At 38.0% G+C, this 25,738-nt stretch carries 20 protein-coding genes; 8 read left to right on the plus strand and 12 right to left on the minus strand.

Going from position 1 to position 25,738, the window contains the following annotated elements:
- Positions 1–348, minus strand: a 348-nt coding sequence (locus IQ215_RS04010) for a hypothetical protein (protein WP_206688502.1), incomplete at its 3' end; no start/stop codon positions are given.
- A 97-nt stretch (positions 349–445) separates the two neighbouring features.
- On the opposite strand from IQ215_RS04010, the gene IQ215_RS04015 reads away from it, so the two are divergent.
- Positions 446–1,471, plus strand: coding sequence for an ABC transporter permease (locus tag IQ215_RS04015; RefSeq protein WP_193800041.1), 1,026 nt, complete (start codon positions 446–448; stop codon positions 1,469–1,471).
- 376 nt (positions 1,472–1,847) lie between these two features.
- Here IQ215_RS04015 and IQ215_RS04020 read toward each other — a convergent pair whose 3' ends face one another.
- On the minus strand, positions 1,848–3,029 hold the full coding sequence (locus IQ215_RS04020; protein ID WP_193800042.1) for a TRC40/GET3/ArsA family transport-energizing ATPase: 1,182 nt from the start codon (positions 3,027–3,029) through the stop codon (positions 1,848–1,850).
- A gap of 206 nt (positions 3,030–3,235) precedes the next feature.
- Between IQ215_RS04020 and IQ215_RS04025 the strand changes: the two genes are divergently transcribed.
- The gene (locus IQ215_RS04025) at positions 3,236–3,541 is read left to right on the plus strand and encodes a hypothetical protein (RefSeq protein ID WP_193800043.1); all 306 of its coding nucleotides are present in this window, start codon (positions 3,236–3,238) and stop codon (positions 3,539–3,541) included.
- 71 nt (positions 3,542–3,612) lie between these two features.
- The gene (locus tag IQ215_RS04030; protein WP_193800044.1) at positions 3,613–4,857 is read left to right on the plus strand and encodes an FGGY family carbohydrate kinase; all 1,245 of its coding nucleotides are present in this window, start codon (positions 3,613–3,615) and stop codon (positions 4,855–4,857) included.
- Positions 4,858–4,891: 34 nt separating this feature from the next.
- Here the strand turns inward: IQ215_RS04030 and IQ215_RS04035 are convergent, their stop codons facing one another.
- The 3 genes from IQ215_RS04035 to IQ215_RS04045 form a co-directional block, all read right to left on the minus strand.
- Positions 4,892–5,275 (minus strand): hypothetical protein, encoded by a 384-nt coding sequence (locus IQ215_RS04035; protein ID WP_193800045.1) that lies wholly within the window; start codon positions 5,273–5,275, stop codon positions 4,892–4,894.
- A 64-nt stretch (positions 5,276–5,339) separates the two neighbouring features.
- Positions 5,340–6,293 carry a succinylglutamate desuccinylase/aspartoacylase domain-containing protein gene (locus tag IQ215_RS04040; RefSeq protein ID WP_193800046.1) on the minus strand — a complete coding sequence of 318 codons (954 nt, stop codon included), beginning with the start codon at positions 6,291–6,293 and terminating at the stop codon, positions 5,340–5,342.
- Positions 6,294–6,509: 216 nt separating this feature from the next.
- Positions 6,510–6,890, minus strand: a complete 381-nt coding sequence (locus IQ215_RS04045) for a DUF4346 domain-containing protein (protein WP_193800047.1) — start codon at positions 6,888–6,890, stop codon at positions 6,510–6,512.
- Positions 6,891–7,108: 218 nt separating this feature from the next.
- On the opposite strand from IQ215_RS04045, the gene IQ215_RS04050 reads away from it, so the two are divergent.
- From IQ215_RS04050 to IQ215_RS04065, 4 genes are all read left to right on the plus strand, one after another.
- The gene (locus IQ215_RS04050; protein ID WP_193800048.1) at positions 7,109–7,432 is read left to right on the plus strand and encodes a hypothetical protein; all 324 of its coding nucleotides are present in this window, start codon (positions 7,109–7,111) and stop codon (positions 7,430–7,432) included.
- A gap of 77 nt (positions 7,433–7,509) precedes the next feature.
- Complete coding sequence (locus IQ215_RS04055) at positions 7,510–9,165, plus strand: ABC1 kinase family protein (protein ID WP_193800049.1); 1,656 nt, start codon at positions 7,510–7,512, stop codon at positions 9,163–9,165.
- Positions 9,166–9,490: 325 nt separating this feature from the next.
- A complete protein-coding gene (locus tag IQ215_RS04060; RefSeq protein ID WP_193800050.1) occupies positions 9,491–13,681 on the plus strand; it encodes a CHAT domain-containing protein in 4,191 nt (1,396 codons plus the stop codon).
- 494 nt (positions 13,682–14,175) lie between these two features.
- A complete protein-coding gene (locus IQ215_RS04065) occupies positions 14,176–15,765 on the plus strand; it encodes an NAD(P)H-quinone oxidoreductase subunit 4 (protein ID WP_193800051.1) in 1,590 nt (529 codons plus the stop codon).
- Between the two features lie 77 nt (positions 15,766–15,842).
- On the opposite strand, the gene IQ215_RS04070 is transcribed toward IQ215_RS04065, so the two are convergent.
- Complete coding sequence (locus IQ215_RS04070; RefSeq protein WP_193800122.1) at positions 15,843–16,523, minus strand: NlpC/P60 family protein; 681 nt, start codon at positions 16,521–16,523, stop codon at positions 15,843–15,845.
- Between the two features lie 286 nt (positions 16,524–16,809).
- The gene (locus tag IQ215_RS04075) at positions 16,810–18,927 is read right to left on the minus strand and encodes a TIGR00300 family protein (RefSeq protein ID WP_193800052.1); all 2,118 of its coding nucleotides are present in this window, start codon (positions 18,925–18,927) and stop codon (positions 16,810–16,812) included.
- Positions 18,928–19,247: 320 nt separating this feature from the next.
- Here IQ215_RS04075 and IQ215_RS04080 point away from each other — a divergent pair, with 320 nt between their 5' ends.
- Positions 19,248–19,574 carry a DUF3155 domain-containing protein gene (locus IQ215_RS04080; protein ID WP_193800053.1) on the plus strand — a complete coding sequence of 109 codons (327 nt, stop codon included), beginning with the start codon at positions 19,248–19,250 and terminating at the stop codon, positions 19,572–19,574.
- 43 nt (positions 19,575–19,617) lie between these two features.
- Here the strand turns inward: IQ215_RS04080 and IQ215_RS04085 are convergent, their stop codons facing one another.
- The 5 genes from IQ215_RS04085 to petM all read right to left on the minus strand — a co-directional run bounded on the left by IQ215_RS04085 (position 19,618) and on the right by petM (position 25,648).
- Complete coding sequence (locus IQ215_RS04085; RefSeq protein WP_193800054.1) at positions 19,618–20,877, minus strand: glycosyltransferase; 1,260 nt, start codon at positions 20,875–20,877, stop codon at positions 19,618–19,620.
- 226 nt (positions 20,878–21,103) lie between these two features.
- Positions 21,104–22,285: a glycosyltransferase gene (locus tag IQ215_RS04090; RefSeq protein WP_241735249.1), complete on the minus strand. Its 1,182-nt coding sequence runs from the start codon at positions 22,283–22,285 to the stop codon at positions 21,104–21,106.
- Between the two features lie 47 nt (positions 22,286–22,332).
- Positions 22,333–24,345, minus strand: a complete 2,013-nt coding sequence (gene tkt / locus IQ215_RS04095; RefSeq protein ID WP_193800055.1) for a transketolase — start codon at positions 24,343–24,345, stop codon at positions 22,333–22,335.
- 212 nt (positions 24,346–24,557) lie between these two features.
- On the minus strand, positions 24,558–25,475 hold the full coding sequence (gene thyD, locus IQ215_RS04100; RefSeq protein ID WP_193800056.1) for a thylakoid membrane protein ThyD: 918 nt from the start codon (positions 25,473–25,475) through the stop codon (positions 24,558–24,560).
- 62 nt (positions 25,476–25,537) lie between these two features.
- Positions 25,538–25,648, minus strand: coding sequence for a cytochrome b6-f complex subunit PetM (gene petM / locus IQ215_RS04105; RefSeq protein ID WP_015221724.1), 111 nt, complete (start codon positions 25,646–25,648; stop codon positions 25,538–25,540).
- Positions 25,649–25,738: the final 90 nt, after the last annotated feature.

Consider the following 25,738-nt stretch of genomic DNA (forward strand, 5'->3'; position numbering starts at 1 on the left):
GGGAAATGGTAGGGGGGTAATAATTTCGAGGGTGGGGCGATCGCCCTTCCAATTTTCGATACTATTGTCAATTATCTTACTAAGATTTTCCACAGGATTTCCTACAATAACAACGCTATTTTCGGCTTCTGGATCTTTTAACCACTTTTCTAGGGTAGGGGCGATCGCCCCTTGAACACTTTCCTGATAAGCTATGGGACAATCCAACGATTCTATATACTCTTTAATATCAATCTTTAAAAATTGAGGAAGTTCCAATAAATCATCTTCATTTTGATTAATGGTTTGAGTTTTTATAAATAAAGATCTAACCTTATTATTAATATTCTTTAACCAAGACTGAGCCATTAATTTTTCTCGCAATTTTTTGATTAAATAATAATACAAAAGATAAAAATATTATCATCATTTCCCATTCCCCGCCCTAAATATCTTAAATTAATGTATGTCCCGTTCTAAATCTCTGCAATACTATATCATTGCCCGTATTTTATTAGCACCATTAATGCTATGGACTATCGTAACCATCGTTTTTTTACTATTAAGGGCTACCCCCGGAGATCCTGCCGATGCTATTTTAGGAGGTAGAGCGCCAGAATCCGCAAAACAAGCCCTCCGGGAACAAATGGGTTTAGATAAGCCCCTTTTTATCCAATATATTAGTTATTTAGGGCAATTATTACGGCTTGATTTAGGATCTTCTATTACTAGCCGTGGTTTAGAAGTAAAAGAAGTTATCAGTCAATACTTTCCCGCCACCCTTGAATTATCCTTCTTTGCCATGGTAGTGGCGATCGCCCTTGGAGTAACCATCGGACTCATCTCGGCCTCCAAACCAAACACCATATATGATGTAGCAGGGAGACTATTTGGCATCATCACCTACGCCCTACCCCTATTTTGGATGGGCATGGTAATGCAGATTATTTTTTCCGTGCAACTAGGATGGTTTCCCCTCGGCACTCGTTTTCCCATTGCCACCGCCACCCCTAGCCACATCACGGGCTTATATGTCTTAGATAGCCTTTTAACCCTCAACCCGGGGCAACTACTCACCGCCCTTCACTACCTCGCCCTGCCCTCCGTTACCCTCGGTATTTTAATTAGCGGTATTTTTGAAAGAATAGTTAGGGTAAATCTCAAAAAAACCCTTCAATCTGATTATGTAGAAGCCGCTAGGGCAAGGGGAATACCAGAAAGACAAATCCTTTTTGCCCACGCCCTCAAAAACGCCCTTATTCCCGTTATTACCGTCATGGGTTTAACCTTTGCATCCCTCCTAGGAGGCGCTGTTTTAACGGAAGTGACTTTCTCTTGGCCAGGCCTTGGTAATAGACTATATGAAGCCATATCCCAAAGAGATTATCCCACCGTACAAGGAATTATGGTTTTTTTCGGTGCGATCGTTGTTATTGCCAGTATCACCATTGACATTGTAAATGCTTATATTGATCCTCGCATCCGTTATTAGGGCTTAATGAATAAAAGTATGATTTATAGTTTAGTTAGGGAATAGGCAACGGACAATGGTAAAAAAAGTTTTAATACTTAATATTTGGCGTAATATCAAGTCCACTTGATAACTTACCAATTAGCAATATCTTATACTAAATCCTGTGTCAATAATATACTAATTAAGGCAGGGAACGGGGAACGGGGAACAGGCAAAAGATATTAATTGTTAATTGTTTACACGGTGGGGCAACTGCGAAAGTACAATTAATCTATTTACAACAAATTATCCGAACTTTATATAATTCAATAATATTTTATATTCAAAATTAACAACGCCCGTTATTAATATATGGAGGTGGGCAAAGCCCACCAATTTAACCTAAACCGATTTATTAAGAAGGGCTAGAAAACTTAATTTTAAGATAATCTTCCTCAATTTTTGCCCCAGAAGGTTGTAAAGCCGCCAAGGCTTGGGGTAAAACTAAATTACGGCGATGATTACCAATTCTGACATTTAATTCATCTCCCGTCTTATTAAGTTTAATTTGCTCCTTAGGAATACCAGGTAAATAAAGCTCTAAACTATAATTAGCGTCATCTTGAATTACCCTAATGGTATTTTCTGCATAATACACTTGACTAGGATCTTCATCTTTATATAAAGTATCCTTCAAACGCTCTAATGCCTCTAAACCGCACATCTCCTCAGAAAACAAAGGAACTTCCTTCACAGGGAGAGGATGGAAATTATCATAAATTTCTTGTTTATAAACCGATTGATTTTCCTTCCATCTTTGGAAAAAAGGATCATCCACCTGATCAGGTATAATTCTATTAGCCACCACCAAATCAGTGGAGACATTATAAAGACTCAAATAAGCATGGGCTCTCAAAGATTCTTTAATAACCATCCTCTCAGGATTAGTTACCAACCGCACAGATGTTTGGGTGTTATCGGTTAAAACCTTTTCTAAGGCTTCAATTTGTTGATAAAACTCATAGGGGGCATCCATTACCTCATTGGTGGGCAAAGAAAAACCCGTAATGGGTTTAAAGAAAGGCTCAAAAAGAGGACGTAATGTAGCTGACATACTCTGTAGGGGTTTGTAAAACCTTCTCATGTACCATCCCCCCACTTCCGGAAGGCTAAGGAGTCTTAGGGCTGTACCCGTGGGCGCAGAATCGATAATTAAAACATCAAATTCCCCTTCGTCGTAGTGGCGTTTCATTCTCACCAAACCAAAAATTTCATCCATCCCTGGTAAAATGGCTAATTCTTCGGCTTGTACACCATCTAGGCCCCTTGCTTGTAATACTTCGGTAATATATTTTTTTACTGCTCCCCAATTACCTTCTAATTCCATGAGAGCGTCTAATTCTGCACCCCAAAGATTTTCTTTAACTTTTTTGGGTTCATGACCTAATTCTAAATCAAAACTGTCCGCTAGGGAATGGGCTGGATCGGTACTTAACACTAGGGTTTTATGTCCTAATTCAGCGCACCTTAACCCTGTGGCGGCCGCAACGGAGGTTTTTCCGACTCCGCCTTTTCCTGTCATTAAAATTACTCGCATTTTTGATACTCAGTTATATTTTTATGGCTGAAGATATTATTATTTCTATTCTTTTAGAATATAACGTTTTGTAACGTAGTTGTGGGGTGTTTACCGAAATCCGTTCAATGCTAAAGTTAAAAATATAGATAAATATTCTCGAAAAACTAGATAAATATCAGCTCAAGTGATTATCATTGACAATGGGATAATCATATTAACGCCGAATGGACAATCAAGAAGTAAAATATCAGGATTTACAGGAAAAAATAGCATTGATTAATGAGCAAATTACGGATTTAGCTCAAAGTTGCGATGGTGACTGTTTGAAAATACTGCACGTTTTAAGGGAGTTAGAGGCAACCCATCGCCATGTTAGTGATAGTTTTTTAAACCCTGCTTTGCCTACTAATCGTCATCGTCTTTATCTTTTGGTACGTCATATGGAGGAGGTGGGCGGATGGCCTTATATTCCACGAATGAGGTTAAAAAGTTTGTGTGAGAAGTTGTTACAGGAGGATGAGGAGGAATAGTTGCTGATAATGGTTTGGGACTATTGAATAATTTTTCATGGCATAATTAAACAGTTGCTTTTTTAGGTACTGTGGTGGATAGTTTTTATCTTGGCTTTGATTTTGGTACTTCGGGGGTAAGGGCTGTTACGGTGGATCAAAATCATCGGTTTGGAGATATGATTAAAATAGAATCTTCTAATTATGATCATTGTTCCCATTGGTCTGAAGTATTATGGCAGATTTTGTCTCAGTTACCTCTTAATATAAGGCAAAATTTAAGGGCGATCGCCCTTTCAGGTACATCAAGCACTGTTTTATTATGTGATGAGATGGGGAAACCCCTCACCAATCCCCTTTGGTATCATGACAGTCGGGGAAAAGATACTCTCAAGTATCTAAGGGAGTTTGTACCCCAAAATCATCTTACCCTCAGCGCCACTTCTAGCCTCGCCAAACTTTATTGGTGGTATGGACAATCTATTTTTAACCAAGCCCGTTATTTTCTTCATCAAGCAGACTATCTTGGTTTTTTATTACATGGTAAATTGGGCATCAGCGATTACCATAACGCCCTTAAGTTAGGTTATGACGTAGAAAATTTAATCTATCCCCCATGGTTGAAAAATCAACCTTTTTCCCATCTTTTACCCATGGTTAAACAGCCAGGAGAAACCGTGGCGACTATCACCGAAGACATTAGTAAAAAATTTAATATTAATCCTCGATGTGTGATTAAAACAGGTACAACCGATAGTATTGCCGCTTTTTTGGCTAGTGGTGTCACAACTCCAGGGGAGGGAGTAACTTCCCTAGGCTCAACCCTTGTGCTAAAACTCCTTAGTGAAACTAAAATTGATGATAGTCGTTATGGTATTTATAGTCATCGTTTTGGTAACCTATGGTTAACTGGGGGGGCTTCTAATACGGGGGGGGCTGTGTTAAAACATTTTTTTTCATCTCAACAGTTGGAGGAATTAAGTGCTGATATTAATCCTAATAGTCTTGTTAATTATCATTATTATCCTTTAATTAATAAGGGCGATCGTTTTCCTATTAATAATCCTGAATTACCACCAAAATTAACTCCAAAACCTAATAATCCTACTCTTTTTTTACAAGGAATATTAGAAGGAATCGCAGAAATTGAACAAAAAGGCTATCAACTATTACAAGAATTAGGGGCTAATCATCTTACTAAAGTATATACAGCAGGGGGAGGTTCTGTTAATGAGAAATGGCAAGAAATAAGAGCCTTAAAATTAAATGTGCCTGTCACTAAATCGCCCTACTCAGAAGCCTGTTATGGAGTTGCTATCCTAGCAAAAGGAAATTAATAAAAAGCAAAAAATAATCAATTAATAATAATTTTTATCTTAAAACAAACACTAATGTAGGGGCAAAAAATAAAAACATCATGCCTATTCCTAAAAAACCTCCTCGATAAATATTGAAGTCATATCCAATTCTTTTCCATGAATAATGAAATATATATCTACCCAATAAAATATCAAAAACAACCATTAAAATTAACCACAATAAACCTACTAACAAACTATCAAAAATATTCATAGGTTTAATCCAAGAAAATGTAAACCAAGTAATTAAAAAAATAAAAAAACAACCACTAACTATACCTATTTTTTTTGCTAAAGGTTCTCCTATTTTTCGGCTCACAAATTTAACTCTGACAATACCTTGAATGGTTTCTATTATGGCAATTAAAATCCAAACAAGAACTATTCTTATAATCATTTTTTTGAGAAAATATATTTATTAGCTATGCTAATTTGCCGATAGTTTCTGAATTAAGTATCATCTATGTTTCTTCAGCAGAAGCCAGGTGAATGATAGCATCTCCCTGATTAACCAAGGGATTTTGTACATGACCGATTACTATACCGCTAAAAGGTGCTTTGATGGCAACACTTTTATTACCAAAGGGATCAGTAATTTTACCTAAAACCTGCTTTTTCCTCACCTCTGCCCCTAATTCCGTTTCTAAAAGATAGATTCCGCTACTAGATGCCCTTATCCATTTGGATTTATGAACCATGATAGATTTTTTTTCGAGATCATGGTTATAGATATTGTACATTTTTAGGTAATTCATTACCCTTAAAATTCCTCTGACTCCTGTATCAATGGCTTTACCGTCAAATCTGAGCGCCTCTCCCCCTTCATATAACAAAATAGGAATACCTTTTTTACTAGCCGCTTGACGCAAAGAACCGTCCCTTGTGGTAGCATGAATCATCACTGGGGTATTAAAGGCGATCGCACATAGTCTTGTTTCCTCATCCTCAAGGTTAGCCCGAATTTGGGGTAAATTAACACGGTGAATGGCCGCCGTATGTAAATCAATACCATGGGTACAATTCGCCACCACCTCCCGCATAAAAAGTTCCGCCAAACGAGAAGCCAAAGAGCCAGATTCCGAACCAGGAAAAGAGCGATTCAAATCCCTTCTATCAGGCAAATAGCGCGATTGTTCAATAAAACCAAACACATTGACAATAGGCACCGCAATAATACAACCCTTTAACCGCTCAGGATTAATTAACGAAACCACACGGCGGATAATCTCCACCCCATTAATCTCATCTCCATGAATCGCCGCACTTAACCATAACCTTGCCCCATCCTCCTTACCATTAATCACCGTCACAGGCAAAGACATCATTGTCTGAGTCGGCAACTTCGCCACGGGAATTTGTATCTGCTTCACCTGAGAAGGGGCAACTTCTTCCCCCGCAATTATTATTTTACTCACCAGATTAATGCTTATAATGAACAACGTTGATTAATTGTGAGGCAAGGAATTTAAATTCCTTATTACCGTGAAATGGCATTGCTGATTTTGAGCATGAAACATTATTGAATTACAGTAAATGTATAGTATTAAAACTATTATTACTATTGCCCATTGCCAAACTAAACCAAAAATCATACCTTAATTCACCAACGCCAAAAAAATAATTAATAGGGCCTAATCTTGAATATAATCCTCTCCAGTTTTAAGAGCAATTTCCGCCCTGACAAACTCCCTACCTAAATAAGCAGCATGGTCAAACATACTAACAGGAGGGGGACAACTTTCCTCAAAAAGTTTAATACAAATTTCCTTCGCCGTCGTCCCCGTAAATTTTGTCACCGCCTGACGAGGTTTAGCACCCTTACAGGCTATCACCTCCCCCGTATCAGGATCAACAGCCAAACCCTGCTCATTAATCGCATTGCTGTAATGTTCTGCACAAATTAACTCTTTTTCTCGGTCAATGGAAATGATAAAATATCCTTGGGGATCTAGCTCAATGAAACGATTAGACAATCTATTATCGGATTCAGTAAATTCTAATAATTTCGTCATTAATACTTAATTTTTAAAGCTCACAAGTTGTATTGACTACCCCTCCATTGTCGATCATTTTTCGATAAATTGTCAATTAGATTACAATTTGTATAAAACTAGATTTTCATTGTCAGGTTAAGGAGTATGGGATGTGAGGGGTAAGGGTGATAATAGTTTAATTGTTCATTGTTCATATCTTTAAAATTCCTAAAACTTTTATCCCGAACTCAAGTTATATGAAAAATAATAACCCCGAAGAAAACCCAAATAAATTTTGGTTGTCACTATATTTAATGCCTGTAATTGGTCTTATTTTTGCCTTAATTAGCGTTCTTTCCTCCTCGGAATATAAAACTACTCAAATAAAAAAAATTAGCCGTTTATCTCTCAAGTTAGGAGGTGGATGGTTGATAATTTATAGTAGTTTATGGTTGGGCAGTGTTTTAAGTAATGATTTATTTTCCCTTCGTTTAATGTATCTTAATGGGATGTTAACCACGGGTTATTTTCTATTATGTTTATTTTTTCTACTCAAATTGTGGGCTAGTAAAAAAGAATAAAAAAAATATCAGATGATCTTGAGGTCAAATTGCTATATTAATGGAAAACAAATAGCTATTATCCCAAAAAATTATTTATGTCATCTATTACAAAAACAAAAACAAGTTCCCGCCAAAGAGAAATCATTGAAATTGTCTTGGGTAATGGCTGGGATTATATGCGGGGGATTTTGACGGGGGGAAAATCAGATAAACCACAACTACCAACCCCCGAAGTTTTAAGCCGTATCTTAGTGGAATTGGGCCCATTTTATGTGAAATTCGGGCAATTATTAAGCACTCGCCCCGATTTATTACCTCCAAAATATATTGAAGCATTAACAGCATTACAAGCCAATGTGCCTCCTGTATCTTGGGGGGAGGTAGAAAAAAGTTTGGAGCAAGAATATAATCAACCCCTAGAGAACATTTTTTCTAGTTTTAATCGCCAACCTGTGGCGGCCGGTTCCATTGCTCAAGTACATCGTGCTACTTTGGTATCAGGGGTTGATGTGGCCATTAAGGTGCAACGTCCTAATATTGAGAGAATTGTTAATCAGGATATTAATATTATTAAGGGCATTGCCGATTTAGTCGCCTTGAGTGATTTTGGTAATGATTATGATGTGGTGAGTTTAGCTGAGGAGTTTACGAGCGCAGTATTAGCGGAATTAGATTTTAGGAAAGAGGCTACTTTCACTGATAAATTAAGGCAAAATTTGTCTAAGAGTAAATGGTTTGATCCTCAAAAAATAGTAATTCCTGAAATTTTTTGGGACTACACAACTAAGAAAATTTTGGTGATGGAATGGTTAGATGGTAAGCCTATTTTAGAAGCTGATATTCCTACTTTTGAGGAGAAGCCTGATAATAATATTAGAACAGAATTAAGCACTATTTTATTTAGGGCTTTTTTTCAACAAATATACATAGATGGTTTTTTCCATGCTGACCCCCATCCCGGTAATATTTTCTATCTTGATGATGGTCGTCTTGCCCTCATTGACTGTGGTATGATAGGGCGTTTAGATCCTCGCACTCAACAATTATTAACGGAAATGTTGTTGGCTGTGGTAGATATTGATGCTCAAAAATGTGCTCAATTAACTTTAGAATTATCGGAAAATATTTCTTTAAAAACAAATATTGCTAGGTTAGAAAATGACTATAATATTATGCTGAGGAAGTATTATAATTTAAGTCTTTCTCAGATTAATTTTAGTGAGGTTTTTTATGAGATTTTAGAGGTAAGTAGAAACAATAAGGTTAAGTTGCCAGGTAATATGGGTTTGTATGCTAAAAGTTTGGCGAATTTAGAAGGAGTTGCCCGAAAATTTAACCCACAAATTAATCTTTTGGATGAGATTAAACCTTTAACCATTGATTTACTCCGTCGTCAGTTGTTGGGGGAAACTCCTTTACAAACGGTTTTTCGTACGGTGTTAGATTTAAAGTCGGTGGGATTACGATCGCCCCGTCAACTTGATGTAATTTTAGATAGATTAAGTTCAGAAACCCTGCAATTTAATTTACAAATCAGGGAATTAGATAGCCTACGTCGTAGCCTTGATGATTCTGCTAACCGCCTCTCGTTTAGTATTGTGGTAGGGGCGCTGATTGTCGGGGCGGCAATTATTTCCACGGGGGCAACAACACCCCAATTGATGTTACTGAGTAACATATTATTTGCTGTGGCTAGTTTCCTCGGTTTGTGGTTGGTAATTAGTATTTTACGCTCGGGAAGACTTAGGTAATCTGAGTTAAGGATAAAATTTATAGTCGTGTAAACAATTGATAATTGACAATGGACAATTAATAAATTACAACCTGAAACCTCATAATAATTACAAATCTCGAACGGAGGTTAGGTAAATATTATTAAAGTGTTAGGTTACAAGTGTTAGGGAGATGGGGGGTAAGGCTGATAATAGGTTAGTTGTCCATTGTTTTAATACTCTTTGTAAACATTTTTTTAGAAATAAAAATCTAGTGCTAAAATTTGGTAAAAACAGACGGTTTTAAACGTAGGTAATTTCAACATTGATAGGGTAATAAAACTATTTTTTTGAGAGTGAAACTATGATGGCTAGAAGGTCGACTTTGCTGGTTTCTTTTGTGTCGGGGTTAAGTATCTTTTATAGCCCGGTGGTTTATGGTCAAGAAATTGTGATCGATCGCACCACAGACACTACCATTAAAATAGAAGGTAATAATATTATCATTAACGGTCAAACCCTATCGGCTGACGGTCAAAATTTATTCCATAGTTTTCAAGAATTTGGCTTAAGTAGTGAACAAATCGCCACATTTTTAACCAATCCCAATATCCAAAATATCCTCACCCGTATCACAGGGGGTAACCCATCCCAAATCAATGGTTTATTACAGGTAATGGGTGGTAACTCCAATTTATTTTTGATGAATCCTGCGGGAATTATTTTTGGAAAAGGGGCTAGTTTAAATGTTCCGGCCAATTTTAGTGCCACCACTGCCACGGGTATCGGTTTTGCTGATGGGGTTTTTAGCGCCATAGGTTCTAATGATTATAGTAAATTAGTGGGAAACCCCCAAAGTTTTATTTTTAGTCAAGATAATATTGGTAGTATCATCAACAACGGAAACCTAACCCTTGGTGTCGGGCAAAATCTTAACCTAATCGGCGGGAATGTCATCCATGGGGGAATCGTGGAAACCTCTGGGGGCAAAATTAATATACAGGCAGTCGAAGGTACTTCAAGGATAAAAATAACCCCCGAAGGTAGTTTACTGAGTTTAGAGATTGATATACCGCAGAATGAGCAAGGAAATTTATTAGGGTTCACCCCTCAAGATTTACCATCTTTGTTAACAGGGACAGAAATAGATGGAGTCAGGGTAGAAAGTGGACAGGTGCGGGTAAATAATCAGTTGATACCCCAAGGGCAAGGAAGTGCGATCGCCTCAGGTACGATCTCCACCAATGGTAATAATATGGGAGGGGATATTACTATTTTAGGGAAAAATGTAGGGGCGATCGACTCTACCATCACCGCCAACGGCATCACAGGGGGAGGAAACATCAAAATCGGCGGAGACACCAGGGGACAAGGTACAATTCCTAACGCCTCGGTTACCTACATAAGCCCAGAATCAAATATCACCGCCAACGCCATCAATGAAGGGGACGGCGGTAATATCATCATTTTCGCCCAAGACTTTGCCCGAATTAACGGTAATCTCAGCGCCACAGGAGGTCAGAGCAAAGGAAACGGAGGATTTATCGAAACCAGCGGTTTAAAAAGTTTTACCATTACTTCCATACCCGATGTAAGTGCCTTCAACGGACAAGGGGGAGAATGGTTAATAGATCCCTACAATATAGAAATCGTTGACAGTGGAACATTAACCAACATAAATGACGATAATAACTCTTTCACTGCCGAAAACGATAGCGCCATTTTACCCGTCGAATCCATTAAAAATGCCTTAACAAAAGGTAGTGTAACCATTGCCACAGGTACGGGGGGAACTCAAGAAGGGAATATAACTTGGAATGATAACGCCACCTTATCCTATGAAACCGATGATAACCATACCCTAACCCTAGAAGCATCAGGAAACATTGACTTTAACGGAAAAATTGAACCTTCATCGACTAATGATTTTCTCAATCTAGTTTTTAATAGTGACATAGATGAAAATAATCTCGGTGATGTCAACATCAATAATGGTTCGTCCATTATCACCACATCAGCATTTACCAACGTTGGCTCAATTACCCTCAAGGGAGAAAACATTAACATCGACACATCTTTAAATAGTTTGGGGGGTGATATTTTCATTGAAGCGAGTAACGCTCTTTTGGCCAACGACATTAGCTCATCAGCATCTACTTTTGATGGGGGAAATATAAACATCAACGCAGGGGGAGACATTTTTACCACCACCATCAGTGCTAATAGCGACTTCTCCAATGGTAACGGTGGTAATATAACTATCACTTCAGGAAAGAATATTAAAATATCAGATGTGGAAAGCAGAACGGCTGGAATAACCAATAAAGCAGGATTTGTCACCATTGAAGCCCAAGAAAATATTCTCACGGGTAACATTATCTCTGAAGCGTTTGACAGCGGTGATGCAGGAGGTATTACTCTTACTTCTGTGACGGGGAATGTGGAAACAGGGGATCTGATTTCTTTATCTTTTAATGGTGATAGTGATGATATTACCGTCAATGCTTCTCAGGGCAACATAACCAGCCAAGATATTGTTTCAAAGTCCTTTATTCAGTCGGGGGATGTCAATCTTCAGGGGGGAGATACGGTGGTGGTTAACAGTGTTGATGTTAGTTCAGACCTTTTTGCGGGGAATATATCTATTATCACGGGAAATAATTTCAGGGCTTTGGGGCTGGTGGAGGCTAGTGATGCTAGTTTGTTGAGTAACGGAGCTAGTGGAGATGGGGGCAATATTTTTATTACATATACTGAAGTTGTACCCGCTGATTTTAGTTTTGATGTAAATGTGGGGGCTTTGATTCTCGATACCCCTAATGGTACGGCGGGAACTATTCAAGCTGGTTTTTTAAGAATTCCTGAGGGGGGAAATGATCCTGATAATATTACTGAACCCACTAAAATAACGGGTTCTGGTAGTGGTGAAATCAATATCACTTTTGAAGTTCAGCCATTAAGCCCTCCGAATCAACCCACGAGGCCGACTACTCCTCCTCGCCCTAAGCCTGAACCTGAGCCTGAACCTGAGCCTGAACCTGAGCCTGAACCTGAGCCTGAGCCTGAACCTGAGCCTGAGCCTGAGCCTGAACCTGAGCCTGAACCTGAGCCTGAACCTGAACCTGAACCTGAGCCTGAAATCATCGATCCTCGGGATGAATTGCTTTCTTTTTTAATTCAGTCCAATGAGAATGATCCGAGTAATAGTCAAACATCCTATAATCCTACGGTGGGGGAAAATATTCCCATGAGGGGTGAGGAGAGTTTATTAATTTTGAGTATTGATCAAGCAAAGGAAATATTAACCACCATTGAGAGTCGAACGGGGGTTAAAAGTGGCTTTATCTATGTGGGTTTTTCTCCTCGTAATTATGTGCCAAGGAGTTTTGATGAGGATATGGCAAGGCGAGAGGCTCAAAAAACTAATGAGTTTGGGCGGGTAATTGGTAATGTTCCCGATCTCGATCCTGTGACGGATTTTGAAAATTTGGAAGGTACTCAGTTGGATATTTTAATTGTTACGGCAGAGGGTGATCCTTTGAGGGTTGTAGTGCCTGTGAGTCGGGAGGAGGTTACTAATGCGGTTAATGGTTTATGGTCTGGGGTATCGGATATTTTTGAGCAGGGCGATCGCCACTTAAAAGATGCCAGTCAACTTTATCAATGGTTAATAGAGCCCTTGGAGGAGTTATTAACTGAACGGGAGATTGATAATTTAGTTTTTATGTTGCCCAATGACATGCGCTTTTTGCCTTTGGCGGCTTTATATGATGCTCAAAATCAACAATATTTAGTGGAAAATTATAGTATTTCCCTGACTCCTAGTCTTAATCTTAATGATAATGAATATAGTCCTGTGGGCGATCGCAGCTTACTAGCCATGGGTGCATCAACCTTTGAGGATCAATCCGTTACCCCCTTACCCGCAGCGGGTTTAGAATTACCCACCATTGCGAGGGTATGGCAAGAGGCATCGGAAGAAAATTTATTCACCAATGAAAACTTTACCTATGACAACATTCGTCGTAACTTGGCTCAAAATTCCTATGGCATAGTCCACTTTGGTACTCATGGAGAATTTAACACCATCCAAGAAGACTTAAGTTATATTCAATTGTACAACGATCGCCTGAACCTCAACGAATTACGTAGTTTAGGACTAAATGATCTCGGCGTTGAATTATTAGTCTTAAGTGCTTGTAACACCGCCTTTGGTAATGAAATCGCCGAACTAGGATTTGCAGGATTAGCCGTTCAAGCAGGGGTTAAAAGTGCGCTCGGTAGTGTCTGGCCGGTTAGTGATACAGGAACTTTGGCTTTAATGACTACTTTTTATAGCAACCTAAGAAACAATACCATCAAAGCCGAAGCCCTACGTCAAGCCCAATTAAGTTTATTAAAAGGAGACACTCAAAAAAGTGAAGATGGTAATAACATCATTACCCCTAATTTAAATATTTCCCTCGAACAACTACCCGAAATATCTCGACAATCAGAGGATTTTTCCCATCCCTTTTACTGGGCCCCTTTCACTATGATTGGTAGTCCCTGGTAATCAAAAATTGGCGTTGATGAATGAAGGTATGATTTTTATAGTTTGGCAATAGGCAATGGTTTGAAGATCAGGAGTAAGGGGGATAGGGAGTAAAGGTACAATAAGTTCAATTTATTGAATGAACTATCGTTAGCCGTGTAATTCATTACACGGTGGGGGTACGAAGATACAATCTATTGATAATATGAAATATAAAAAAGATTGCTATAAATATAACTCGGCTGGGACGTCATTTTAGAGGCTTTATTTGTCGCAAACATTTAAGTATTTTATATAACTAATTTTCCGAACTTCACATAACCTACACGGACGTATAATGCTACATCCCTACCATCAAATCCCGAACAGAGGTTAGATTATCAATAGCCATCCAAAAATTTTCCCTGTTTATCACCCCAAACTTACCTTACACGACCAAACCTTCACAACCAGTTGTCAATCTTTACAAAAGTTCATATAATGGAAAACGTAATGAGTATAAATTACTATTTATCATGTTTACTTATGATTTTCCGTACCTTACAGCAATTATAGCCTTACCCTTAATCGGTGCCTTAGCCATTCCCCTCATTCCCGACAAATACGGCAAAAACACCAAAACCTATGCGCTATTCATCGCCCTAGTTAACTTTGGACTTATTATCTACGGTATTTCCCAAAATTACACCATGGGTATTAGCGATTTCCAAATGCAAGAAACCTATGAATGGCTACCCCAAATCGGTTTAAATTGGTCATTAGCCATCGATGGTATATCCATGCCCCTGATTGTTTTATCAGGTTTTATCTCCACATTATCCATTCTCGCATCTTGGAAAGTTGATAACAAACCAAGACTATACTATTTCTTATTATTAGTTCTCTACAGCGCTCAAATTGGCGTATTTGCAGCCCAAGACTTATTATTATTCTTCATCATGTGGGAATTGGAATTAGTTCCCGTTTATATATTAATTTCTATCTGGGGGGGCAAAAAACGTCTTTATGCAGCCACTAAATTTATTTTATACACCGCTTTAGCTTCTATTTTTATTCTCGTTTCAGGACTAGCTTTAGCATTCTATGGCGACACCTTCACTCTCAACATTACCGAATTAGGATTAAAAAATTATCCCCTTGCCCTCGAAGTCTTAGCCTATACAGGTTTCCTCATCGCCTTTGGCGTAAAACTCCCCATTTTCCCATTCCATACCTGGTTACCCGACGCCCATAGCGAGGCTTCTGCCCCTGTATCCATGGTTTTAGCAGGGGTTTTATTAAAAATGGGTGGTTACGGTTTAATTCGCTTCAACATGGAGATATTACCCGATGCCCATATAAAATTTGCCCCCATTTTAATTACCCTTGGGGTAGTAAACATTGTGTATGGTGCATTTACGGCTTTTGGACAAACTAACCTCAAACGTCGTCTTGCATCTTCTTCTATTTCTCACATGGGTTTTGTGTTGGTGGGTATTGCCTCCTTTACTGATTTAGGAATGAATGGAGCAATGTTACAAATGCTTTCCCATGGTTTAATTGCCGCTGCTTTATTCTATCTTTCTGGGGTTGCCTACGAGCGCACCCACACCCTAATGATGGACGAAATGGGAGGTATGGCAAAACTAATGCCTAAAACCTTCGCCCTTTTCACTGCCGCATCAATGGCATCCCTTGCCCTACCTGGTATGAGTGGTTTTGTCAGTGAATTATCTATCTTCCTCGGTATTGCTCAAAGTGACGCTTACAGCTCTACCTTTAAAATAGTCGTTACCTTTTTAGCAGGAGTCGGTTTAATCTTAACCCCTATTTATCTACTTTCCATGTTGAGAGTAGTATTCTATGGCAAAGAAGAAAACAACCTCCAATTACCTAGTTTTGGGGTAGATGCCAAACCCCGTGAAGTATTTATTACCGCTTGTTTAATTCTACCCATTATCGGTATTGGTTTATATCCTAAGCTAATTACTACCACCTATGATGTGGATACGGTGCAAGTAGCATCTAAGGTAAGGGCTTCTTTACCTGTGATTGTGGAAAATCATGTAACTGCCGTCAAGGTTGCAGAAGTTGATTTATCTGCCATGCCTCAAATAGAGCGTTAATTGACATTGAATCTTTTTTCTTTCCCCTTTCCGTAACAGAGAGGGGATTTTTTTTGCGTAAAAGTTAAAGTGGATAATTACAAAGACTGCATGACTTTACCATAACTCCACAATTCTCGATAATAATTACCACTAACTTGATCAAGATCATCAGTTAAATGATTAATACCAATGCCATTATTACCCATATCCTTACCTGAACTATGAATGTATTGATTATTTCCCAAATAAAGGGCTACATGGGTAACTTTTTGAACACCAAAAAAAATTAAATCCCCTTTTTCTAATTCCTCTCTATTTATTTTTTGACAAAAATCTTCTTGTTGATAAGAATCCCTTGGTAACCATATTCCCTCACTGGCAAAGGCTGACTGGATTAAACCCGAGCAATCATAGTTAGGGGCTACGGTGCCACCCCATAAATAATAATTAGATACTTGATGGGCTTGTAAGCAAAAATTGATAATGGCAGGAATTTTTTGGGCAATGTATTCACGAAAAACAGTTTTTTTCTGATATTTTTCCTTGGCAGGTTGTAAGTATTTTATGGATGATAGGGGTAACCATCCCTGATAATTGTCTTCACATAAACATACTTTTAGTGCCTCTTTTTCTGGCACATTAGAAATTAGTTTTAAATATCTCCCTTTTGCCCCTTGGGTGGATAATTCTTTACATTCAGCGTTGATAAACAAGTTGATATTTTGTGAACAAATATATTCTTCTGTATTAGATGGAGATAAAAGCACGACTGTTATTAGGTGTCAATAAACCATTGATAATAAAAAATCTATGATAACTTGAATGGGGTTTTTAGGTCTTTTGTTTGGTTTGAAACCATATTTAATGATCTCCTTTTGCACTTCTATGGAGATTGTTGAGGGTTTTAAGGTGGGTAATTAACCTCAGGGATAATAGTAAATAGATAATATATCATCACTCCCCTTGCAATGAATTACCAGACTATAAATTTTATTCCCAACTCAGGTTAATGTTAAGAAATTTTGGAAACTTTGTCGGGTGGGCAATGCCCACCAAATAATCTTAGACGGTTTGAGCCACTTGATAACGGTTAGTTAATTTGTCTAACTGTTGTACCAAAAGACTGAGGAATAAACCAACATCTGTAACGATGCCCACAGATTCCACCGAACCTCGATCGCTCAGTTTGGTTACCACGGCAGGATTAATGTCCACACATACCATTTTTACTCCCGCAGGGGTCATATTGCCTACGCCAATGGAGTGTAACATGGTAGAGAGCATTAAGATCATGTTTGATCCTTGTACTAGGCGAGAATATTCGCTCTGAGCCTTAATTAAATCCATTTGGGTATCAGGTAAGGGGCCATCATCTCGAATTGAACCCGCAAGGCAAAAAGGAACGTTATTTTTAACACATTGATACATGATACCTTTGGTTACTAATCCTTGCTCTACGGCGTTGGCGATGCTACCCGCACGGCGCACCATATTAATTACTTTAAGATGATGGCGATGGCCTCCGCTAACGGGTATTCCTTTACCCATGTCAACTCCTAGGGATGTTCCCATCATAGCTTGTTCCATGTCATGAACGGCGATCGCATTTCCCCCCAACAAACATTGTACGTAACCATCTTCAATTAATCGAGATAGATGAATTGCTCCCCCTGTATGGATAACCACAGGGCCTGCCACCACGGTTACTTTACCCCCTTGATCTCGGATATGGCGCATTTCCCAGGCAATTTGTTCAACCAATAATTCTACTCGACGTTCGCTAGATACTCCGCCACTCATGAAGCTAAATTCTTGGGGTTTGTTGCGTTGCTCACGGGATTGGGAGGCTCGAATGGTACGAATGCCATCGACTCCTACTACTACTTTTTCCCCTGCTTCTAAATCACGCAATAGTTTACAGGTAGCGGTTAACGTGCCGTTTTCTTCCTTAAGGGCGATCGCACCGTCCATCCTTTGATTAGTTACCTGAATCCAGTTACCATTTACCCTGATTTCTGTGGGATAAATAGTTGTTACATAAAAATCATCGGGGGAAACCCCAGCCTTAACCACAGTTTCTAATATCACATCAGATTCTTTTTCGGGAGGAGATACGGCTCCCAAGTCAATCAATTGACTGATAATATCTTCCATGACATCCTTAGAAGGCGCAGAAATTCTCACTTCCGCACAAGAGGGGCTTTGTCTTTCCACTCCTAAATTAAAATTGAGTACCTTAAAACTACCGCCTTCATAAACGATTAAATCTAAGGCTCGATTCATCATACCGCTATCGAGTAAATGGCCTTCCATTTTAATAACTCGACTTTCCACATAGTCATTGGCGTGGACATCCTCTAAAATAGGCTCAGTAACTCTCAAGGTTAAACATTTAGCGGCGCCCCCTGCTTTGAGAAACTCTGTTAAAGAAGTCTGCACTACCTTAAAACCTTTGTGGGTAATACGCTGTTCAAGATCTTGGCTAATCTTATTCATGATTACCACATCATTGATATTTACCGCATTACAAGCAAAATTCACCGCATCAGGTTCTTCTACGATAATACGTTTATCTTCAGGGACGCGCATTTCAATGAGGCGATTTGAATAACTATCAAAGGCCTCGGGATAGTAAAGTAAATAACCATTGCTCAAGGGGCAAAAACAGGTATCAAGGTGATAAAAGCGATTATCAATCAACCTCAAGGATAAAACCTCTGTATCTAGCCATCGGGCGATGTAGGGGTGAGAATCTAACTCCGAACGAAAACCATAACCTGCCCATAGCCAACGTCCTTCCCTGTCAAAAAGGGCATCCCCTGCTCCCTCAAAGGGTAAATCCTTAGGTAATTCATAAACCGTAAAGCCGTTTTGTTCAAACCATGCTTTAAAATAGGGTTCTTCTCCCTGTCTTTCGGGATGATAAAAACGACTTAAGACTACGTTGTCTCCTAATACTAATCCTGCATTGGCGGTAAATACCATGTCAGGAACACCTTTTTCGGGGTTAACTAGATCGACTGTAGCGTATTGTTTAATGATGTTGTGTAGGTTTTTCCATTGTTCCACCGCTTTTTGTTGACTCGATTTGTGGATGTTTCCTTCCATCCAAGGGTTAATTACATAGTCAACATCATAATGATCTGGAGCGCACATTAAAATGCGGATATTGTCACTCATAAAAATTCTTGATATTTTTTAGGCTCAAAATAAGTATGGTTGCTTTATTTTTGCTGACATTTTATTCACAACCAGGCTCTTATTATACCTCGCTCTAGTTGCTCATTTTCCCTCTATAATCATTACTATGTTTTGAAATGATGACTTTATTTTTTGTTCTTTTGAAATGGTCTAAGGGCGATCGTCATACCACACCAAGACTTAGTAAAAACAACCCCTTTAACCATTGACAGATTTAGGGAAAAATTATATAATCACTCCATGGAATCAGATGTAGCCCGTAAGACATCCGAGACAACAATAACAAGGAGGAAATAAACTTGGCTAGAAAAAGAAAGCGTAAAAGCCGTCGCCGTCTTGAAGGAAGAAAAATATTAGAGTTAGTACCCCATCACTATATTGAAAGTGGAGAAGATAAGCCCGTAACCGCAGCTAGAAAACATATTCGGGCCAATGGTATTACTCCCCCAGCTTTATTGGTAGTAAAAAGGAACGAACATACAACAGATCGCTATTTTTGGGCAGAAAAAGGTTTATTTGGCGCTCAATATGTGGAGGAGAATCATTTTCTTTTTCCCAGTCTTCGTAGTATCAAACCTCAGGTAAAAAATACGACCACAAACCCTGCTTTATCTCTTAGTAATTAGTTTTTAGGTGGGCAACGCCCACCACACAATATATTAGTTATCCTCACCATTGCTTAAGGTATTCAATATAGGTTTGAGCTACTTTGCCCCAATTCCAAGTATTTCGATAATGTTCTATATCAGTTTCATTTAAAGGTTCAATGGGATTTTGTATAAAATGCTCTATTTCTCTTGATAACTCTTGACTATCATGGCAAGGAAATAATATTACCCTTTCAGGACATTGATATAAATCTACTTGCTCTTTGAATACCGTTAAATCAGAGGCAATTACGGGAATCCCCCTTACTATGGCTTCTGAAATAGCCAATCCAAAACCTTCATAACGGGAGGGAAAAATAACACAATTACTTTTTTGATACCAATGTTCTAATTCTTCATCACTACAGTAGCCTAATCCTGTAAAATGTTGATCAATAATTTGTTCGTTTTCTTGACATATATATTCTAATTCTTTAATGTAGGTTTGATATTCTTTGGTGCTATTTTGTTGAGATAAATTAATCTTTGATGACAGAATTTTATCAGTTTCTTTTCCTATGAAAACCACCTTAAAGTTATAATTTTTTTCTTTAGCTAAAATAATCCCTGCTTTTATTACAGTAAGATGATCTTTATAAATGCCAAAAGAAGATGGAAATAAAAAAATAATCTCCTTTTTATTTTCTGTATTAGTAGTATTGGATAAATTATCTGAGCAGAAAAAACCTGCAATGGGAATACATTTAATCTGGGATTGATACTGCGGAAAAAGTGTCGTAATATCCTGTTTTGTTTGCTGGGAAATGGTAATTACGCCGTTAGATTTTTGAAGCCATTGTAATAAGCTAGAATCATATTCATTAGTATATTCTTTACTATAGGTTAGCGGTGAAAAATGCCAAAATATATCATAACTAATCATGAATAGGGGAACTTTTACTTTTGGAGGATTGATTCTATTGGCGATCGCATATAGACAATGAGTAATATTATATTTATTAATAATTTGTTCAAAAACCAAGTTTTGATAGTAACTTTGTTTAAAATTTTTAAAAATATCTAAATTAATTTTGTTTGCAAAAATGTTGATTTTGTTAATTAATCCTAAGAGCTTATTTTTGTAAGAAGAATTAACTAACGTAAAAGGCTGATAAACTATCTTATCACTATCAATAATTTGACTTTGATAATAACTCAAAAGAGAAGGAGAAGCAACTAAAATAAGTTGTTCAACCTGTTGACTAAGCTCGTTCACTAAAGAGATAATAACCCTTTCAACACCACCAATCCGATTATAGGGAACATAAAAAAGTAACTTCATAAACACTATTGATAATAAAAAATTATGTGATAATACACAATTAAGATAACTTACTTTTTGTTCAGATAGAAAACAAATTCTAATTTAAAAAGTATATCCTCTATTATATTATTAATTTAAATTCATAGTATAAAATTAATATTTTGAACATAATTTACAGTTAATAGATAAATAACATCAAGCATTATTATATGTGAATAAAAACCTTTAATATTTAATAATAATATTAAATTGAAATAATATATTCATCCACAATTTTCTTAATTTCTTGAGAAAACTTTTCTTTAGAGAATAAATTTTGACGCTCATTTAATATACTTCTAAAAATTTTCTGCTTTTCTTCATTTTTAAGAACATCAACTATTTTTTCTATACCATCCTTTTCCTTCTCAAAAAATAAATCATTATTATCTATACCAATAATTTCCATTTGTCCTCCCCTATTTTTAACAAAAGGAATAGCCCCAGCCTTCATCATTTCAGCTACCGATATACCAAAAGGTTCAAATTTAAAATGAATACCATATTTACACTTATTTAAAATCTGTGTATATTCTTGATAACTCAAATTTTCACAGAGAGTAACCCAATCACTATTTTCCTTAACTACTTTCTTTAAAAAACGATAATACTTACTCTGATAAATGCTACTTGTACCCCCAGTTAAATATAGTTTAATATTGAAACCCCTTTTTCTCACTTCCTTGAGCATATTTAAAGCCCGATGGGGTGCTTTTTCCATCACTAACCTACCACTGCAAATAAAAGCATCCTCCTTTTCATGCCAAGGAATATTAGAACCTTCTAGCATCACACAAGGATAAATTACGGTAGAATCTAAACCATATACTTGTTTTACAGCTTCAGCGGTAAAATTAGAATTAGTAATTGTAATATTTTCCTTAATTTGTTCTTTAGAAAAGTTAAATAATTGAGCTAAAAAATTATTTTGTCCATCTACAACTTTAACCCAGTGTAAATACTGAATCCCTTTTTTTCCTAAATCCACTCCGTTATACCCTGAAATGATCAGATCATAATCATCTTTGTAATACTTAATATGTGCCAGAACAGAATATAAAATAAAAGCTCGAAAAAATTTATTATTAGAAGATAAATAAGTAACTAATTTGGATAAAGGGCGAGATAAAATATAATTAATTTTAATATTTTGTGTATTAATATTGGTGCTATAAAATTTATTTAATTTGTCAATATTAACATCAACAAAAGTAAATAAAGTTACTTTATAATCATGTTGTAAGGCATCAACGATCGCCAGTTCCACTGCTTCTGCACCTCCTCCTGCAAAGTACGGAGCATATACAGCAATCTTTTTTTTATCAACCATTATTAAGTCATATTTATTATCAACAAAAAAAGCCACCAAAGGCTTCTGACTTATCATAGTCAATTTTGCCCTTAGTGACTCAAAAGTTTATCAGTTAACCAAAATTAACCAAGAATAGATTTTGCTTTAGCGACAACGTTATCAACGGTGAAACCGAATTTTTCCATGACAACTCCACCGGGGGCAGATGCACCATAGGTATTAACCCCGATACATAAGCCTTCATCACCTACGAAACGTTCCCAACCGAAGGTTGTACCAGCTTCGACGGAAATACGTTTTTTAATAGCCTTAGGTAATACAGATTCTTTGTACTCATCGCTTTGTTTGTCGAATAGTTCCACACAAGGCATGGAAACCACACGAACTTTTAAGCCTTCTGCTTTTAGTTTTTCAGCGGCATCTACACACAGAGAAACTTCGCTTCCAGTACCAATAAGGATTAAATCTAATTCTTCGGGGGGGAAACCACAGGCAACCACATAACCACCTTTGGACACACCCTCGATGGAAGAACCAGCGAGGTTAGGTAAGCCTTGACGGGTTAAAGCCATGAGGGAAGGAGTTTTCTTGGTTTCGATCGCCACTTTGTACGCCCCAGAAGTTTCGTTACCATCAGCAGGACGGAATACGAGTAAATCAGGGATTAAACGTAAAGAAGCAACGTGTTCGATGGGCTGGTGAGTGGGGCCATCTTCACCTAGGGCAATAGAATCATGGGTCATTACCCAGATGGTTTGAGCTTCAGAAAGGGCAGAAAGACGGATTGCATTTCTCATGTAGTCAGTGAATACCAAGAAGGTAGCACCGTAAGGAATTAAACCAGTGTTATGGAGAGCAATCCCGTTACAGATAGCACCCATGGCGTGTTCTCTAACTCCAAAGTGGATGTTACGGTTTTCGTAAGCACCTTTTTGGAAGTCTCCAGAAACTTCAATTTGAGTTAAGTTGGAGTGAGTTAAATCCGCAGAGCCACCCACTAACTGAGGTAACACTTTAGAAATAGCATTTAAGCAGATTTCAGAGTGTTTACGACTAGCCAAGGCTTTATCTTCGGGGGTATAGATAGGAAGACAATCGGCCCAGTTTTCGGGAAGTTTACCAGAAGTGATGGTTTCAAATTCGGCGGCTTCGGTGGGATATTTAGATTTATAAGTAGCGAGGGTTTCATTCCACTGTGCTTCTAAATCAGAACCTTTTGCCCCTGCTTTTTGGAAATGATTGTAAGCATCTTGGGGAACTTCAAAGGGTTCATAATTCCAACCGAGGTTTTTACGGGTTGCATCCACTTCATCACCACCTAAAGCGGCACCATGTACCCCTGCGGTATTAGCTTTTTTAGGAGAACCATAACCGATGGTGGTGGTTACTTTGATCATAGAAGGTTTGTCGGTAACGGATTTAGCTTCTTCGATCGCCCTTGCAATGGCTTCTAAATCGGTGTTACCATTTTCCACATGGAGAACGTGCCAACCGTAAGCCTCAAAACGCTTGGAAACATCTTCGGTGAAAGCGATGTCGGTAGAACCATCGATGGAAATGTGGTTATCATCGTATAAAGCAATAAGTTTACCTAAACCCCAGTGTCCAGCAATAGAAGCAGCCTCCCCAGAAATACCTTCCATGTTACAACCATCACCCATAATTACATAGGTGTAGTGGTCGATGAGGGTGCAATCAGGCTTATTATATTTAGCCGCCAAATGGGCTTCAGCTAGGGCTAAACCAACACCATTAGCGATACCTTGACCCAGAGGGCCTGTGGTGACTTCTACCCCTGCGGTAACGAAGTTTTCGGGGTGACCGGGGGTTTTAGATTTCCACTGACGGAATTGTTTAATATCATCGATACTAACGCTATCATATCCATAGAGGTGTAATAGGGAGTATTGAAGCATAGAACCGTGACCGGCAGAAAGTACGAAGCGATCGCGGTTAATCCACTGAGGATTTTTGGGGTTAAACTTCATGAATTGATCCCATAGCACGAAAGCCATAGGAGCCGCCCCCATAGGTAAACCAGGGTGTCCAGACTTAGCTTTTTCTACCCCATCAATAGAGAGAAAACGAATAGCATTAATGCAAAGTTCTTGAATAGATTGGGTTGCAACCACCATAATTATTTTTTGTACTCGATTTGACTTTTAATTTAAAAATTGTTAGAGAATTTACCGTTTATCTTCTCATTGTTTAGCAGAGATCGCAAGTTTTCCCCACAACAATTATAGAGAGATGTTGAAAAAAAGTTGTCATGAAGTTAGGGAATGGGGAATAGGGACTAGGCAATGGTTTTATTTCTTTGAAGATGCGAACACTTCAACCATGACAATTAATTTACGATGTCCTTGAGGGCGGATTCAAGATCCGCATATTGGAAGTCATAACCCATGGTTTGGGTGGTTTTTTCTGGTAATACCTTTTGTCCTTCTAATACTACTTTGGCACCATCTCCGAGAAGTAATTCTAAAGCAAAACCAGGCACAGGTAACCAAGAAGGACGATTCATTACATCCCCTAAAGTCTCACATAGTTGATTCATTGTTACAGGATAAGGAGCAGTAGCATTAAAAGTTCCTTCAATACTACTATGGGCGATCGCCCTTACTAACAAATTAACCAGATCATCAATATGAATCCAAGAAAACCACTGTTTCCCCTCCCCAATGGGGCCTCCCGCAAAAATTTTAAAAGGAGGAATCATCTTCGCCAAAGCACCTCCATCCCCCAATACAATACCAAAACGGAAGATAACCAAGCGCACATCTACATCTTTCACCTTTTGGGCTTCTTCCTCCCAGGCTACACATACCTTAGCCAAAAAATCATCTCCCGCAGGGCTAACCTCAGTATAAGTAGCCGTTTCGCTAGTGCCATAAAAACCAATAGCAGAGGCATTAATCAAAAAAGCAGGTTTTTGCTCACAAGATTTGATACCCTCAACAAGATTTCTAGTACCTAATTGACGACTATCAAGAATTTCCTGCTTATAACTAGGACTCCATCTTTCTCCAATGGGGGCCCCCGCCAAATTTACCACCCCATCACAACCATTTAATTGTTTTTGCCAATCTCCTGCCTGTTTAGGGTTATAACTAATATACTCTAAATTGGATTGTAAGTTGCTAGGAAAAACAGATCTTGCTTTATCAACATTACGGGTTAGAACAACAATTTGATGATTTACCGCTAGTTTTTTAACTAACTCCTTGCCCACAAATCCCGTGGCGCCGGTAATAGCAATTTTCATGAAAACTTTTAATAAAAAATGACCAATATCTTAGTTACCTAACACTTAACCGAATCTAAATTTTATTCAGCTTCCCCTGTAACTTTTAAAAGTAAGAAACCCCAAGCCAAACCCACTAATACAACACTAAAACAAAGAATTGCTCCGCCAAATAACATACTTTCAGCAGTCATGGTTTAATATCTCCTGATTAATTATTAATTTATTTATCCCAACAATTATATCCTAACCCTTTACCCTAGAAAAATTAAAGCTCCATAGCA

It is taken from the genome of Cyanobacterium stanieri LEGE 03274 (assembly GCF_015207825.1).
GTDB classification, from domain to species: Bacteria; Cyanobacteriota; Cyanobacteriia; order Cyanobacteriales; family Cyanobacteriaceae; genus Cyanobacterium; species Cyanobacterium stanieri_B.